This window comes from Aliiroseovarius sp. YM-037 (assembly GCF_048060095.1).
Classification (GTDB): domain Bacteria; phylum Pseudomonadota; class Alphaproteobacteria; order Rhodobacterales; family Rhodobacteraceae; genus JBLUOA01.
Map to the genome: position 1 here is coordinate 495,096 of NZ_JBLUOA010000001.1, position 16,605 is coordinate 511,700.

Genomic DNA, 16,605 nt, shown 5'->3' on the forward strand with positions numbered 1-16,605 from the left:
TTGTATGAGCATCAGAATTGGCAATGCGCCCTGTTCTTGGGGTGTGGAGTTTCCCGACGACCCTCGCAATCCGCCTTGGCGCAGCGTGCTTAAGGATTGTGCGGAGGCTGGATATAAGGGGATCGAACTCGGCCCCGTTGGTTATATGCCCGAAGACCCGACACTGTTGGCAGACGCTTTGGCGGAGCATGATCTGGAACTGATCGGTGGCGTGGTTTTCCGCCCGTTCCACGACCCTGACCAGTGGGACAACGTGATAGACGGGGCCATGCGGACCTGCAAGGCGCTGAAGGCGCACGGGGCGCAGCATCTGGTCTTGATCGATTCCATCTCGGAACGTCGCGCGCCGACGGCGGGGCGGGCCGAAGAAGCGGAACAGATGGATCAGGCCGAATGGGCGGCCTATCGCGACCGGATAGCGACGGTCGCCCGGTTGGGGGCGGAGGAATACGGCCTTACGGTCGGCATCCACGCGCACGCCGCGGGGTTCATGGATTTTGAACCTGAACTGGAACGGCTACTTGGCGAGGTGGACGAGGCGATTCTGAAAATCTGCTTTGACACGGGGCATCATTCCTACGCAGGCTTCGATCCCGTTGCGTTCATGAAGCGCCATATCGACCGGATTTCCTATATGCACTTCAAGGATATAGACCCGAAGATCAAAGCAGACGTGATCGCCAACCGCACAGGGTTCTATGATGCCTGCGGGCAGGGAATCTTCTGCAATCTCGGGCAGGGGGACGTTGATTTTCCCGCCGTCCGGCAGGTGCTATTGGACGCCGGTTTCAAGGGCTGGTGCACGGTTGAGCAGGACTGCGACCCAACGCTCGACCCGGACCCAGTGGGTGACGCCAAGGCGAATCGGGAATACCTTGAATCCATCGGCTTCAACTGAGGGCAGGCAGCATGACAAAACTGAACTGGGGCATGATCGGCGGCGGCGAAGGCAGCCAGATCGGACCGGCGCATCGGCTGGGTGCAGGCCTTGACGCGCATTTCGATTTCGTCGCCGGGGCGCTCGACCATCGGCCCGAGGTCGGGCGCGAATATGGCCAGCGCCTCGGCCTTGCCGCCGACCGCGCCTATGGCAATTGGCAGGAGATGCTGGAGGGGGAGAAGGGACGCGAGGACCGCGTCGATCTCGTGACCGTGGCGACGCCGAACGCGACCCATTTCGAGATCACCAAAGCCTATCTTGAGGCCGGGTTCCACGTGCTTTGCGAAAAGCCGATGACGATGACGGTTGAGGAGGGGGAGGAGATCGTGAAGCTCGCGAAATCCACCGGGCGTATCTGCGCGGTGAACTACGGCTATTCCGGCTATTCGCTGGTACGCCACATGCGGGCGATGGTGGCGCGGGGCGATCTGGGAAAGATCCGGCTGGTGAAGGCAGAATTCGCCCATGGCCACCACGCCGACGCCGCCGACGCCGACAACCCGCGCGTGCGCTGGCGCTATGATCCAGCGCAGGCGGGGGTTTCAGCGCAATTCGCAGATTGCGGGATTCACGCGCTCCATATGGCGAGCTTTGTGACGGGCCAAGAGGTCACGAAACTGTCCGCCGACACGGTGTCGTGCATCGAAAGCCGAGAGCTTGAGGACGACGCGATGGTCAACTTCCGCATGGACGGAGGTGCTGTCGGGCGGCTGTGGACTTCGTCGGTGGCCATCGGGAGGCAGCACGGGTTGACCCTGCAGGCCTTCGGCGAAAAAGGCGGGCTGCGCTGGGCGCAGGAACAGCCAAACCAGCTTTACTGGATGCCCCTAAACGAACGCCTGCAAGTGATCGAACGAGGTGAGGCAGACCTGTCCCCCGAAGCCGACCGCACCACCCGGGTCACCATCGGCCATGCCGAAGGGATGCCGCTGGCCTTCGCCAATATCTACACCGATCTGGCAGAGGCGATTCGGGCAGAGAAAGAAGGTCGCGCGATCAACCCGGCAGCGGATCTATACCCGAGGGCCGAGGATGGGCTGCGGTCAATGGCAGCGGTGTTCGCCGTTGCCGAGAGCGGGAAGGCGGACGGCGCGTGGGTAGACGCGAGGCCGCCGATGTTTCGCTAGCGGCGTCACCGGCTTCGTCACGGTGCTTGTCGTCTTCGATCCTTCGGCGGGATGCCGCCTTTCTCGACAAGCCCGCTTCGCCCTTGGCGAAATTATCCCGAAAAAGGGTGTTCGGCGCGGCGTGGCCCCTTGCGCAGTCAAGGGTAGCCGCCGATATACGCGCGTATGGATGATGAAGCACTTTCCCCGTTGTCTCTTCGCACGCTAGCGGCCCGGTTTGTCGACCGGCCCGCCGTGCAGAATTTCATACTTGGCGTGATCCTGTTCAATGCCGTGATTCTGGGGCTTGAGACCTCCGAAGCGGTGATGCAGCAGGCCGGGCCATTGATCCTGCTTCTGGACAAAATCTGCCTTGGTATCTTCGTGGTTGAGATCGCGCTGAAGTTTTTCGCGCGCGGGCTCGGGTTCTTCCAGCGGGGGTGGAACATTTTTGATTTCGTCATTGTGGGGATAGCGCTGATACCGTCCGCGCAGGGGTTGAGCGTCTTGCGCGCGCTGCGCATTCTGCGTCTGTTGCGCGTACTATCGGTGGCCCCGTCGCTGCGCCGGGTGGTCGAAGGTCTGGTCAGCGCGCTGCCCGGCATGGGGTCGGTCTTTCTGCTGATGGGCCTGATCTTTTACATTGGCGCGGTTATGGCGACCAAGCTCTTCGGCGCGAGCTTTCCCGAATGGTTCGGAACGTTGGCGCGGTCCGGGTATTCGCTGTTCCAGATCATGACGCTGGAGAGTTGGTCAATGGGCATCGTGCGCCCGGTGATGGAGGTTTACCCCTACGCTTGGGCGTTTTTCGTGCCGTTCATCATGGTCACCACATTCGCGGTGGTAAACCTGCTGGTCGGCTTGATCGTGAACTCGATGCAGGATGCGCATCACGAGGAGGACGTCGAAAAGACGGACACCTATCGTGACGAGGTGCTGACCCGCTTGGGCGAGCTGGAAGCGCTGATTAAGTCGCAAAACGACTCCCGAAAGAACTAAGTCCGGCGGGGGTGCCGCACACCTACCGGTGCGACGCCTTAACGGGGCCGTACCAACCGTTCGATAATGACGCATAACTCGTCGATCTTTCGACGCACCCTCATCCCCGCGTCCTCAACGTCCCCCTTTCCACCACCTCGCAGGGGAACAGGCGCGCTTCGGGGTAGCGGTCCGGCTCATCAAGCATCGCGACCATCAGTTCGACGGAAGAGTTGATGATTTGTCGGATCGGTTGGCGGATGGTGGTGAGGTTTATGTTCTCCCACCCGGCCATTTCCATATCGTTGAGGCCGATCAGGCCGATGTCGTCAGGCACGGACATGCCCGCATCCTTCACCGCGCTGAGCGCGCCGATGGACAACACGTCATCGCCGCAGAAATACGCCTCGGCAGGATTGTTGGCGATCAGGCGCAGCATTTCCTTGCGGCCCGCGTCAAAAGAATAAGCGTCGGCGAAGGAGTGGGTGAAGGCGATTTCGGGACGGTTCGACAGTTCAGCCGCGAAGCCTTTTAGTCGGTCCTGGGTCGATGTCGCCTGCTCCGGCCCGCCGAGGAAGGCGACGCGTTTGTAACCCCGGGCGATCAATTCGCGGGCGGCCATGCGGCCACATTCGGCGTTGTCGATCCCCACGATGTGAACCTGCGGTGCGCTGGAATAGCGTCCGAAGCTATGGACGACCGGCACACCCGCGTCGCGGAACGCCTTGGCAAATCCCGGCGGCAGGGTGGAGGACGCAACGACGACTCCGTCCACCGAATACTGTCGCAGCATTTTGACGGAGTGTTCGGGATCGGTTTCATCGGTCAGATTGACCAGCAGCGGGCGCAGGCCACGATCCTGAAGGCTGCGGGTGAACAGATCGAAGACCTCAAGGAAAATCGGGTTGTGGAAGTTGTTGGACACGAGGCCGACAAGTTTCGTGCGTCGGGTCGTCAGGCTGCGGGCGAGGAAGTTAGGGCTATACCCAAGCTCTGACGCGGCTTTTTCAACGCGGCGGCGCATTTTTTCCGACACGGAGGCGCCGTCGGTAAAGGTGCGCGACACGGCGGAACGCGACACCCCGGCGCGTTCGGCGACATCCTTTAGCGTTGCGGGCATGGGCGTGGTTCCTCGGGCGTTGGTGCGATTGGGTTCGGTTTTACCGCAGTCCTCGTTTCTTCGCAGTATGGAAATAATCACTGATTTTTGCAACCGGTTGCAAAATGGTGCGATTCGTGCTTTCTTCGATTTGGAGAGCCGGACAGGGCCCGCTCTTTCTACCAAGAATAGACGGTGAATTCAGGGAGGAATAAAATGACTTCACTCATCAAGAAACTGGTGTTGGCGACCGCTGTGGTTGCGGCACCGCTGCTAGGCGCGACGGTCGCATCCGCAGAAGGGGAGAAATACATCCTCGTCAGCCACGCACCCGATAGCGACAGCTGGTGGAACACGATCAAGAACGGCATCGCGCTCGCCGGAGAGCAGATGGGCGTCGAGGTTGAATATCGCAACCCGCCGACCGGTGACCTTGCCGATATGGCACGCATCATCGAACAGGCCGCAGCGTCCGGTCCGGACGGGATCATCACGACCCTTTCCGACTACGATGTGCTGAGTGGCCCGATCAAGGCGGCGGTTGATAGCGGAGTTGATGTGATCATCATGAATTCCGGCACGCCAGAGCAGGCGCGCGAGGTTGGCTCCCTCATGTATGTCGGCCAGCCGGAGTATGATGCTGGTCACGCCGCCGGTCTGCGCGCCAAGGGCGATGGTGTCAGCAGCTTCCTCTGCGTGAATCACTACATCTCTTCGCCGTCCTCGACCGAACGCTGCCAAGGCTTCGCTGATGGCCTCGGCGTGGAACTGGGCGATCAGATGATCGACAGCGGCCAGGACCCGGCCGAGATCAAGAACCGCGTTCTTGCCTACCTGTCGGCCAACCCGGACACCGACGCAATCCTGACGCTCGGCCCGACTTCGGCTGACCCGACGCTGCTGGCGCTGGATGAAAATGGTATGGCCGGTGACATCTACTTCGGCACCTTCGACCTGGGCGAAAACATCGTTCAGGGCATCAAGGACGGTGTGATCGCCTGGGGTATCGACCAGCAACCCTTCTTGCAGGCTTACCTGCCGGTCGTGGTTTTGACGAACTACCACCGCTACGGTGTGCTGCCGGGCAACAATATCAATTCGGGCCCCGGTTTCGTGACCGCGGACGGACTTGAGAAAGTCGAAGAGTTCGCGGGTGAATACCGCTAAGTCCTGACGACACCGGGCGGTGCGGGCTAAGCTCCGCGCCGCCCTTTTTCCATCTGGAAACGCCTGCAACACATATAAAAGAAAAGGAAAGGGACATGTCGGATACCTCGGATGCCGTGGTTGACGAACGCGTCAAGGAAATGTCCGGGCTACGCAAGGCCCTGATCAGACCCGAACTCGGTGGGATCGTCGGAACGGTCGCTGTCTTCACCTTCTTTTTGCTCTTTGCCTTTGATAGTGGAATGTTCAACTCGCAAGGTGTGATGAACTGGTCGGTTGTCTCGGCCCAGTTCATGATTATCGCCGTTGGCGCATGTCTGTTGATGATTGCGGGCGAGTTTGACCTTTCGGTGGGGTCGATGATCGGCTTCGCCGGTATGATGATTGCAATCCTTGGGGTCACGATGGCGTGGCCGATGTGGATCGCGATCCTCGTGACCTTTGCCATCTGTATCTCGATCGGCGCGCTGAACGGCTACATTGTGGTGCGAACGGGGTTGCCCAGCTTCATCGTTACGCTGGCCTTCCTGTTCATCCTGCGCGGGTTCACGATCTTTCTGCCGCAGACGATCGAACGCAAGACCATCATTGGTGGCATTCGCGAGGCGGCAGAGGGCGACTGGCTCGGTGCGGCCTTTGGTGGCAAGATTTTCAAGGGCTTCTTCCAATGGCTCGGCGACGCAGGTGTCATCGCGACGTTTGAGCGTGGCAACCGCCAGGGGGAGCCTGTGGTCGATGGCATTCCGATGCTGATCGTCTGGGCGATCCTGTTGGTGATCGTGGGCCACATAATCTTGACCCGCACCCGTTTCGGCAACTGGATCTTTGCCGCTGGCGGAGATGCGGAATCCGCCCGCAATTCAGGCGTTCCGGTCAACAAGGTGAAAGTCCTGATGTTCATGTTCACCGCCTTTTGCGCAACGGTGTTCGCCACCTGTCAGGTGATGGAGTTCGGCTCTGCCGGGGCGGATCGTGGTTTGCTGAAAGAGTTTGAGGCGATCATCGCCGTGGTCATCGGGGGTGCCCTTTTGACCGGCGGATATGGCTCGGTCATTGGTGCCGCGTTGGGTGCGCTGATCTTCGGCGTGGTGCAGCAGGGGTTGTTCTTTGCCGGGGTCGAAAGTTCGCTGTTCCGGGTGTTCCTTGGGGTGATTCTCTTGTTCGCGGTGATCCTGAACACTTATATTCGCCGCATCATCACGGGGGAGCGTTGATATGTCAGACGCCATCATCCAGATGAAGAATATAGAAAAGCACTTCGGCAGCGTTATCGCGCTGGCGGGGGTTTCCGTCGATGTTCTGCCCGGCGAATGTCATTGCCTTCTGGGCGATAACGGTGCGGGAAAATCGACCTTCATCAAAACCATGTCGGGCGTGCACAAGCCAACCAAGGGCGAGATCATCTTTGAAGGGCAGCCGATGAACTTTTCGGACCCGCGGGATGCAATCGCCGCCGGGATCGCGACAGTTCACCAGCACCTTGCGATGATCCCCTTGATGTCGGTCAGCCGCAACTTTTTCATGGGGAATGAACCGGTCAAGAAAGTCGGCCCACTGACCTTCTTCGATCACGGCCACGCCAATGAGGTCACGATGGAGGAGATGCGCAAGATGGGCATCAACCTGCGCGGCCCGGATCAGGCGGTTGGCACGCTGTCGGGCGGTGAACGCCAGACAGTCGCCATCGCCCGTGCGGTGCATTTCGGCGCGAAGGTTTTGATCTTGGATGAGCCGACCTCGGCCCTTGGTGTGCGGCAGACGGCAAACGTGCTGGCGACCATCGACAAGGTGCGCAAGCAGGGGATCGCCGTGGTTTTCATCACCCACAACGTTCGTCATGCCATGGCGGTTGGGGACCGGTTCACCGTGCTGAACCGGGGGCAGACGCTCGGCACCGCCAAGCGTGGCGACATCACGCCGGAGGAACTTCAGGACATGATGGCAGGCGGTCAGGAAATGGCCACGCTTGAAGGGTCACTGGGCGGCACAGTTTGACTGGGTGCGGGGTGGCGCCTTTGTGCGCTGCCCCGCGTTTTTTATGCAGTGTAGGCGGCGAGGGCTGTCGTGATTTCGGCGCGGGTCTTTGTTGCCGCTTCTTCCTTCACCGGACCATATCCTCTGATTTCCATGACAAGCCCTGCGATCTTCACCGCGTCGGCGTGATTTTCCGGCGTCAGGTGCGATAGCAGCGTGTCGAGCAGCGCTTCGTATTCCACGATCAATGCCCGCTCTATCCGACGTTCGGCGGTGTAGCCGAACGGGTCGAACGGTGTGCCGCGCAGGCGCTTCAGCCTGGCAAGCTGCGCCATCGGTTTGCGCACCCACCCGCCGAATTCGCGCTTGAAGGGCCGGCCGCGCGCATCGCGCCCGGAAGGCAGCAGCGGCGGGGCGAGGTGGTGCTTGACGGTGTAGTCGCCGTCAAATCGGTTCGCCAATCCTTCGATGAATCCGGTGTCGGTATGCAGTCGCGCGACCTCGTATTCATCCTTGTAGGACATGAGTTTGAACAGACCCTTCACCGCCGCTTCGGTCAGTGCGACAGGTTCGCCCATCACGCGGGCCTCGGCCTGTTGTACGCGGTCGATCCGGGCGCGGTATTTCTGCGCCCACGCGGCGTTCTGGTAGTCGGTCAGGAAGTCTGCGCGGCGGTCGATCATCTGGTCAAGCGTTTGCGATTGCGGCGCCTCAACGCCCGCAAGGTCCGCGACTTTCTCCGGGCGTTCCGCCGCAACGCGCCCCCAGTTGAACGCAGCTTTATTGAGGTCCGGCTTTACCCCGTTCAACTCAATCGCTCGCATCAACGCCTCCTCGCTGAGGGGAACAAGGCCCGACTGCCACGCGGCGCCCAGCATCATGACGTTGGCGAACACGCTGTCACCGACCAACCGTTCGGCGAGCGTGTTGGCATCCAGCGTGCGCAGGCTGTCCTCGCCAATCACTTTGCCAATCTCGGCGATCCGCTGTCCGGGTTTCAGGTCCGCATCGCGGTTGCGGGTGAAATCCCCGGTCGGCATCTGGGCGGTGTTCAACACCGCGCGGGTGACGCCCTTTTGATAGGTGACAGAGGCTTTGGGCGACGAACTGACCACCAGATCGCAACCGATCAGGGCATCTGCCGCGCCCGTGTCGATGCGGACCTGATTCACGTCATTCTCTGACGCGCTCATTCTCAGATAGCTGAGGACGGGGCCGAATTTCTGCGCAAACCCCATGAAGTCAAGAACGCTCGCGCCCTTTTGTTCAAGGTTCGCGGCCATTGCGATTAACTGTCCGACGGTAACAACTCCAGTGCCGCCGACGCCTGTGATCAGGATGTCGTAGGGCGTATCAAGGCTGGGTAGGGTTGGCGCGGGCAGAGCGGTTTTCAACCCCTCAAGCTCTGCGGTCAAGTCGCTGACGGAGCGTTTCTTGCGGGTTCCGCCTTCGACCGTCACGAAACTGGGGCAGAAACCGTTAAGGCAGGTGAAATCCTTGTTACATGAATTGAGGTTGATCTGCCGCTTGCGTCCGAATTCGGTTTCCAGCGGTTCAACCGACAGGCAGTTGGATTCAACCGAACAATCGCCACAGCCTTCGCAGACCAGCGGGTTGATGACAGCGAATTTCTTCGGATCGTTCATCTTGCCGCGTTTGCGCAAACGGCGTTTTTCGGTGGCGCAGGTCTGCTGATAGATCAGGATCGTCGTGCCGGGGATCTCTCGCAATTCGCGCTGGGTCCGGTCCATTTCGCGGCGGTGGCGGATGTCGACGCCGGCGGGGAAGTCGCCGCGCTTGAACTGCTCCGGCTGGTCCGACACGACGACGATCTTTGCGGCACCTTCGGCATCCATCGCCTGCGCGATTCCCGCGACGGTGATCGGGCCATCGACATCCTGACCGCCGGTCATTGCAACCGCATCGTTGAACAGGATTTTGTAAGTAATGTTCGTGCCCGCCGCGATCGCCTGCCGCACGGCAAGCGAGCCGGAGTGGAAATAGGTGCCTTCGCCAAGATTCTGGAACACATGCTTATTGCCGTTGAACCGCGAGCGGGACACCCAGTTGACTCCTTCGCCGCCCATCTGGATCAGCGATGTCGTGTTCCGGTCCATCCAGCTTGCCATAAAGTGACAGCCGATCCCGGCGAGTGCCTGCGACCCATCGGGCACCTTCGTTGAGGTGCTGTGCGGGCAGCCAGAGCAGAAATAGGGCGTCCGCGTCGCACCGGGGACAGAGATGACCGGCGCCGGCTTTTCCAGCTTATCGACTGCCGCCGTTAGGTTCAGTTCGGGGAAGTTGTAATCCAGCCGCGCCGCGACGATCCGGGCGAGCAGCATCGGCGAAAGCTCCCCCACCCACGGCATCAGGCGGTCATCATTCTGGTCGCGCTTGCCGACCATCCGTTCCGGCTTGCGCCCCGGATTGTCGTAGAAATACTCCTTAAGCTGGCTTTCGATGATGCCGCGTTTTTCCTCAACAACCAGCAATTCCTGCTTGTCCTTCGCGAACTCCAGCGCGTTGTGATGTTCCAGCGGCCAGACCATCCCGACCTTGTAGATATCCAGCCCGATTTCCCTGGCGCGTGCCGCATCAATACCCAGCAAACGCAGCGCCTCCATCAGATCGAGGTGGCCCTTGCCGGTCGTCACGATGCCGAACCGCGCGTCCTTATTGTTGTATATCGCGTGGTCAATCTGGTTGGCTTGGGCAAAGGCCAGCACGGCGTTCTTCTTCCATTCCAGCCGCTCTTCAATCTGCGGGCCGGGCAGATCGGGCCAGCGGTAGTGCAGGCCGCCTTTGGGCAGGTCGATTTCTGGCAGGATAAAGCTGCGATCCTGCGGCAGATCGAACGACATGCCGGATTCCACGGTTTCCGAAATCGCCTTGAACCCGACCCACATGCCGGAAAAGCGCGACAGGGCATAGCCGAATTCCGCGAACGGCAGAAACTCCGCCACGTTCGCGGGGTTCAGGACGGGCATAAAGAAGTTCATGAAGGCGACGTCGGATTGATGTGACATCGACGATGAGACACAGCCGTGGTCATCCCCCGCGACGACAAGCACCCCGCCATGCGGTGATGAACCGTAGGCGTTGCCATGTTTCAGCGCGTCGGCCGCCCGATCCACGCCCGGCCCCTTGCCATACCAAAGGCCGAACACCGCATCGACGGTCTTGTCCGGGTCGCTTTCCACCTGCTGCGTGCCAAGCATCTGGGTTGCGCCGTATTCCTCGTTGATTGCGGGCAGGAAATCGACGCCGGCGTCTTCGACAAGCTGCCGGTTGCTTTCGATCTCAAGGTCGATTCCCCCAACCGGAGAGCCGCGATAGCCCGACACGAACCCCTTGGTGTTCAACCCATTCCGCCTGTCCCGCCGCGCCTGATCCAGTGCCATCCGCACGATGGCCTGCGTGCCGGTCAGAAAGACGCGGCCCTCGGTCCGGGCGTAGCGATCATTCAACTCATAGGCGTTCAGGATTGGGGTCTGCACGGTCATCTGGGGCTCCTTTGTCCGCAAAATACCATGATTTCGAGAAATGGGTGTTCTGTTTCGCTTACTAAAAGGGTGTATGTGGTAAGATATTTCGAGTAATATATTGAAATCGAAAATATTACCCGCGTGAGGTTGCCGATGAAGCTCTCCCAACCCGACATCCGAATCCTCACTGCGCTGCAACTCGATGGGCGGCAATCCAATCAGGAACTGGCTGGTCAGGTCGGCATGTCGACCTCAGCGTGTTGGCGGCGTGTGAAAGCGTTGGAGGAGGCAGGAGCGATTCAGAAATACGCCGCGGTCCTTGATGCGCCGTCCTGCGGGTTGGAGTTTCACGCGATCCTACAGGTGGTGCTTCTGCGGCATGACCCCGACAAGCTTGACGATTTCACGAAGGCGATCGCGCACCGGGAAGAGATTATCGACTGCTTCTCGACCACCGGTGACGCGGACTATTACCTTCGCGTCGTTTGCAAGAACAAGGACGCCTATAACCGCTTCCTTGAGGATTTCCTGTTCCGCCAGCCGGTCGTTTCGACGGTCCGCACCAATTTGATTCTGCGGGAGATCAAGCAACACACCCCGATTTCGCCCGAACCCGAGTCGATCTGAGCCGGGGCGACCAAATCTTCGCGCCGCTTTTGTTGTGGAAGGCGAAACAGTCCGGGATTCTGCACCCTCAGCGTTTCCCGCAAAAGTGGCGGGAATGTGGCAAGACTATATTTTTACGTGTTTTCTTCAACGCGGCACTACGCACAAATAACTGAAAGTGAACAATAAAATTCCCGGTGCGACGACCTTAATCACAGACATGTACAAAAAGACAACTACGAATGCAGGGCTCCATCCCGCACATAGAGGTCATTGATGAGTGTCCTTTTTAAGTATCAATCAGGCCTCCACCGGACCCCCGCAAGGGAAAGTCAGTGGGGGCCTTATTTCTTTCCGGGGCCGCTTTTGCTTTCAACGGTTGAAGATCAAGCGGCACCCGATCCGACATCATACGTTGATCCGAGCGGTCAGGCGGGCCACAGTTGCAACAGCCGGGCGTAGCCACGTCGCTTTTGCAAAGGTCCGTATGTGAAGAACTATGATTTGATTATTGCGGGGGCCGGATTCGCGGGCATTTACTCCGCGTGGCGCATGGCGGGGAACGGCGCGCGCGTCGCGTTGGTTGAGGCGTCGGATAAGATCGGTGGCAATCTCTATTCCGGTGAGTGGAACGGGTATTTCATCGACAATGGCACGCATAATTTCGATATCCGCACGCCGTTAGGGGATGCGTTCTTCACCGATATTCTGCGCGACAACATTCTGATCTTCACCGATCAGACATGGGCGACGGTTACGCAGTCCACCTGGACCCAAATGTTTGAGTTCCCGGATTTCAGCCATGACAGCCCGGACATCGCCGCTAAAGCGCTTGATGAAATGCACGCCTTGCGCAGCACGCCGCGAAGCGACTCGGCACCGGAAGATTACCTTGGGTGGTATGCAGAAACCTACGGCCAGACGCTGTCCCAGCTGATCGCGCCGATGATCCGCAAGTTGACCGGAAGCGATCCGGCGGCGGTGTCGGTTGATGCGGCGGGGTCATTGACGATGTTCCGGCGGCCAAAACTCGGCACCGATGCCGAGATGATCGCGTTGAAACAATCCGCTCCGTTTTGGGATGATCGCCTTGGGGTGTCGCTAATGTCGGGCGATGCGCGGTTCGCAGGCGCCAGTAAAAACCTTCGGTTCGCCTATCCGGCGCGGCAGGGGCTCCGGGGGTTCTGCGACTCTGCCCTTCAGCGGTTGGAGACGCTTGGGGTCGATGTTCTGACCTCCTCCCCGCTTTCGGATATTAAGGATAAGGGTGACGGCGTGGTCGTGACCGCTGGCAAGCAAAAGCTGCGCGCCGCCAAGCTGTTCTGGTCGTTGCCCGAGGCGTTGCTGGCGGATGAACTTGGCCTGAACCATGATTTGAAATCGATCATGGCCCCAGTCGGCACTTGTTTTTTCGCGTTCGAGGTGGCCGAGGACGCGATTGAAGGGCCGGATTATCTGCAAGACTACTCTGCAGATCGCCTGCCGTTCCGCTACAGCAAGCCCGGCGTCTACGGCAATCAGACGAAACCCGACGGTCACACGCTGGTGATGGCAGAGGTGCCGTGCCACCCGAAGGATATCAAGGCGACCCTCACCGAGGAAAACAGTGCTGCGGCGTTCAAGGCGATGGTTGAGACGGGGTATCTAAAGCCCGGCACCCGGGCCAATGCGGCGCATCAATGGGGGCATCCCGTGGCCTACACCTTGCCCAAGGTCGGCTGGCGCCCGGCGTTTGATGCCGCCCAAGCTGATATCCGGGCTGTTTCCGACAAGATCATCGGGATCGACTTCGGCTATCGCGGACGGGCAAGCTTCATGTCGTTCTTTGACGCGAAACTTGAGACAGCGCTGAGCTGACAGGGTCAGAGGGGCCGGGGATGACCACCACATCGGTGAAACACTTGATTATTGGCGGTGGGATCATCGGTTGTTCCACCGCTTATCATCTCGCCCGGAATGGCGAGAGTAATGTCGTTCTGCTGGAACGCGCATCGCTGACCGAAGGGGCTACGTGGCACGCGGCGGGCTTGGTCGGGCAATTGCGATCCTCTCGCAATACAACGCGGATGCTGAAGCGATCCGTTGCGATGTATGATCGGCTTGAAGCTGAAACCGGGATGGCGTTCGACTGGAAGAAGGTCGGCAGCCTGCGCCTTGCTGCCACCCAAGACCGGATGCTTGAGGCGCAGCGCCTGACCACGATGGCCCGCAGCTTTGATCTTGAGATGGAGACGATCTCCCCAGCAGAGGCGAAGGATCTGTTCCCCTATATCGACGAAACCGGGCTGTTGGGTGCCGCGTTCATTCCATCCGACGGGCATGTCGACCCGGCGAGCTTGTGTCAGGCGATTGCCGCAGGTGCGCGGCAGCACGGCGCGGATATCCGACAGGGGGTCGAAGTGCTCGATTTTGAGGTGCAGGACGGGCGCATCCGCAAAGTTATCACCTCAGCTGGCGATTATGAGGCCGAAACCGTCGTCATGGCCGCCGGAATGTGGAGCCGTGAGCTTGGCGCAAAGCTCGGCATCCAAATGCCCGCCTGCGCTGTTGAGCATCAGTATATCGTGACTGAGCCACTGCCCGACCCGGACATTGTGCGCAAACTGCCGACCCTGCGCGACCCGGAGCGGCTGGTGTACTACAAACCCGACGCGGGCGGGCGGTTGGTCGTCGGCGGGTATGAAGACGACACGTTACCCTTTGGTGATCGGGGCATTCCGGGAGCGTTCGTGCGCCAACTTTTGCCCGACAACCTCGACCGTTTTGCGCCGCTCGCCGAACTCGCCGCCGAAGTCACGCCGGTATTGAACGAGGTTGGAGTGCGGCAGGTCATCAACGGGCCGATCCCCTATTCTGCCGACGGTGATTTCGTCATGGGCTGGGCGCCGGGGGTCGACAATCTGATGATGGCGACAGGGTTCCTTTATGGGATCGCAGCTGGCGGTGGTGCGGGCGAGATGATCGCCGAATGGATCGTTGACGGGCGGCCCAGTCTCGACCTCTGGCCGCTCGATGTGCGCCGGTTCGGGCCGCATCACGGCACGCGGGCCTTCATGTATCCCCGTGCGGTTGAACATTACGCGCACCACTACAAAATGCGCTATCCGGGGCAGGAGCATGAGTCGGTTCGGGAATTGCGCCTGTCGCCTCTTTACCAACGGCTGAAGGGCATGGGCGCGGTTTACGGATCGAAGAACGGCTGGGAACGCCCGCTGTGGTTCGCACCCGACGGGGTTGAGCCTGTCGATCAGCTCGGTTTCCTCAACCCCGGCTGGCACGCCTTCGCGGCAGAGGAGCATAGGGCCGTGCGCGAGGGCGTCGCGCTGATCGACCAAAGCAGTTTCGCGAAGTTTGAATTAATCGGCCCCGGCGCCGTAGACCTGCTGCAACGGTTGGCGGCTTGTAACATGGACAAGCCCGATGGCGCGGTCATCTACGCCCAGCTTTGTAATGAACAGGGCGGGATCGAGGCGGACGTGACGATTACCCGTCTTGGCCCGCAGCATTTCTATATCGTGACCGGCTCCGGTTTCGGCACCCATGACGCGAATTGGATCGGGCGGCACATGCCGAAGGATCGCTCCGCCCACCTGATCGAAGCGACCTCCGCCCGCGCGGTCATCAACATCTGCGGCCCAAAGGCGCGTGCGGTCCTGGAAAGCGTTTGCGAGGGCGATGTGTCCCCCGCCACATTCCCGTTTGGCACCGCCCGCGACATCATCATCGGCGCTGCGCCTGTCCGGGCCATCCGCATCGGTTTTGTCGGCGAGCTGGGGTGGGAGCTTCACATTCCAACCGAATATTCGGCGCATGTCTATGACACGCTCTGGGCCGCCGGGCAGGATCACGGCATCCGAAACGTCGGCTACCGCGCGATCGATAGCCTGCGGTTGGAAAAGGGGTATCTTTATTGGTCTGGCGATATTTCCCCCGACTATACGCCAATCGAGGCTGGTTTGGGCTTCCGTGTGCATCTGAAATCCGGCGGTGACTTTATTGGGCGAAAGGTGCTGGCGCAGCAGAAGTCGGACGGTGTTGACCGCAAACTCTGCACCTTTGTGACGCCAGAAAAACTGCCGCTCTATGGTGGGGAAACGGTGCTGGCAGAGGGGCAGACCGTATCGCTCGCCACAAGTGCGGGGTTCGGGCACACGGTCGGCCAGACGATTCTTTTCGGCTATCTTGACCGGACGCATTGGGAGCGGACCGATTTCGAGGTGGAGGTTTTCGGCAAACGCACGAACATAAAACGGGTGGAGGGGCGACTTTACGATCCGAAGAATGAGCGGCTGAAAGCATAAGGGGGGAGGGGACATGACAGAACATCTGCACACGGTGGTCGCGGCGCTGCGGCAAGCGCCGGGCTTTGAAGGCGCGACGGCGGAGGACTGCACACTGACCCGGCTGGGCGGGCTGACGAACCTTGTTCATCTGGTTGAGGTCGCGGGGCAACGCGTGATCGTTCGGATACCCGGCGAGGGAACGGAGGAATACATCGACCGTGCGGTTGAGGCCACCAACGCGAAGGCGGCGCATAGGGCGGGCGTCTCGGCGCGTGTGATCTGGGCCGATGCGGGCAGCGGCGTGATGGTGTCCGAAGCCATCGACGGGATCGAAACGATGACCCCTGCGCTGTTCAAATCTCGCGCCGGATCACCCGCCCGCGCCGGCAAAGCGCTGGCAAAGCTGCATAATTCAGGCAAGACGTTCGAGTTTCGGTTTGAACTGTTCGCGATGATTGACGACTACCTCAAGCTGCTGTCGACCAAGGACGCAACGCTGCCCGACGGCTACCACGACATCGTCAATGCCGCGGAGCCGGTGAAAGAGGCGTTGGCCGCGCACCCGGCCCCACTTGCCCCCTGCCATTGCGATCCGCTGTGCGAGAATTTTCTGGATGACGGTGACAAGATGTGGATCGTTGATTGGGAGTATTCCGGCATGAACGATCCGCTATGGGACGTGGGTGATCTATCGGTCGAGGCCGGGATGGACGCCGCGCAAGACCGCGAGTTGATGCGCGCCTATTTCGGGGCCGACCCGACCCCGGCTGAGGAGGGGCGCGTCGTGATCTACAAGGCGATGTGCGACCTGCTCTGGACGCTTTGGGGCTTGATTCAGCACGCCGACAACAACCCGGCAGAGGATTTCTGGGCCTACGCGACAGAGCGGTTCGGCCGATGCAAGGCGTTGATGAACGACCCGGCATTCGCGGGCCATGTCGCAGCGGTGAAGGCGGGTTAAGCGGCT

Annotated in this window: 12 protein-coding genes; 10 read left to right on the forward strand and 2 right to left on the reverse strand. The window is 60.3% G+C overall.

Features of this window, described 5'->3' with window-relative positions:
* Positions 1-4: 4 nt before the first annotated feature.
* The 3 genes from ACEWPJ_RS02380 (at position 5) to ACEWPJ_RS02390 (ending at position 3,045) form a co-directional block, all read left to right on the forward strand.
* Complete coding sequence (locus tag ACEWPJ_RS02380; protein ID WP_416510609.1) at positions 5-898, forward strand: sugar phosphate isomerase/epimerase family protein; 894 nt, start codon at positions 5-7, stop codon at positions 896-898.
* An 11-nt stretch (positions 899-909) separates the two neighbouring features.
* Entirely contained in the window at positions 910-2,067 is a 1,158-nt protein-coding gene (locus ACEWPJ_RS02385) for a Gfo/Idh/MocA family protein (protein WP_416510611.1), read from the forward strand.
* Between the two features lie 165 nt (positions 2,068-2,232).
* On the forward strand, positions 2,233-3,045 hold the full coding sequence (locus ACEWPJ_RS02390; protein ID WP_416510612.1) for an ion transporter: 813 nt from the start codon (positions 2,233-2,235) through the stop codon (positions 3,043-3,045).
* Positions 3,046-3,145: 100 nt separating this feature from the next.
* Here the strand turns inward: ACEWPJ_RS02390 and ACEWPJ_RS02395 are convergent, their stop codons facing one another.
* Complete coding sequence (locus tag ACEWPJ_RS02395; RefSeq protein WP_416510613.1) at positions 3,146-4,144, reverse strand: LacI family DNA-binding transcriptional regulator; 999 nt, start codon at positions 4,142-4,144, stop codon at positions 3,146-3,148.
* Between the two features lie 195 nt (positions 4,145-4,339).
* Between ACEWPJ_RS02395 and ACEWPJ_RS02400 the strand changes: the two genes are divergently transcribed.
* The 3 genes from ACEWPJ_RS02400 (at position 4,340) to ACEWPJ_RS02410 (ending at position 7,285) form a co-directional block, all read left to right on the forward strand.
* Positions 4,340-5,290, forward strand: a complete 951-nt coding sequence (locus ACEWPJ_RS02400) for a sugar ABC transporter substrate-binding protein (RefSeq protein ID WP_416510614.1) — start codon at positions 4,340-4,342, stop codon at positions 5,288-5,290.
* 95 nt (positions 5,291-5,385) lie between these two features.
* Complete coding sequence (locus tag ACEWPJ_RS02405) at positions 5,386-6,504, forward strand: ABC transporter permease (protein WP_416510615.1); 1,119 nt, start codon at positions 5,386-5,388, stop codon at positions 6,502-6,504.
* Position 6,505: 1 nt separating this feature from the next.
* Complete coding sequence (locus tag ACEWPJ_RS02410; protein WP_416510616.1) at positions 6,506-7,285, forward strand: ATP-binding cassette domain-containing protein; 780 nt, start codon at positions 6,506-6,508, stop codon at positions 7,283-7,285.
* 41 nt (positions 7,286-7,326) lie between these two features.
* On the opposite strand, the gene ACEWPJ_RS02415 is transcribed toward ACEWPJ_RS02410, so the two are convergent.
* The gene (locus ACEWPJ_RS02415) at positions 7,327-10,767 is read right to left on the reverse strand and encodes an indolepyruvate ferredoxin oxidoreductase family protein (protein WP_416510618.1); all 3,441 of its coding nucleotides are present in this window, start codon (positions 10,765-10,767) and stop codon (positions 7,327-7,329) included.
* 135 nt (positions 10,768-10,902) lie between these two features.
* Here ACEWPJ_RS02415 and ACEWPJ_RS02420 point away from each other — a divergent pair, with 135 nt between their 5' ends.
* From ACEWPJ_RS02420 to ACEWPJ_RS02435, 4 genes are all read left to right on the forward strand, one after another.
* A complete protein-coding gene (locus ACEWPJ_RS02420) occupies positions 10,903-11,376 on the forward strand; it encodes an Lrp/AsnC family transcriptional regulator (RefSeq protein WP_416510620.1) in 474 nt (157 codons plus the stop codon).
* Positions 11,377-11,844: 468 nt separating this feature from the next.
* Positions 11,845-13,212, forward strand: a complete 1,368-nt coding sequence (locus tag ACEWPJ_RS02425) for an FAD-dependent oxidoreductase (protein ID WP_416510621.1) — start codon at positions 11,845-11,847, stop codon at positions 13,210-13,212.
* A 20-nt stretch (positions 13,213-13,232) separates the two neighbouring features.
* Complete coding sequence (locus tag ACEWPJ_RS02430; protein ID WP_416510623.1) at positions 13,233-15,656, forward strand: GcvT family protein; 2,424 nt, start codon at positions 13,233-13,235, stop codon at positions 15,654-15,656.
* Positions 15,657-15,669: 13 nt separating this feature from the next.
* Positions 15,670-16,599 carry a choline/ethanolamine kinase family protein gene (locus ACEWPJ_RS02435; protein WP_416510624.1) on the forward strand — a complete coding sequence of 310 codons (930 nt, stop codon included), beginning with the start codon at positions 15,670-15,672 and terminating at the stop codon, positions 16,597-16,599.
* The last annotated feature ends 6 nt before the right edge of the window (positions 16,600-16,605 follow it).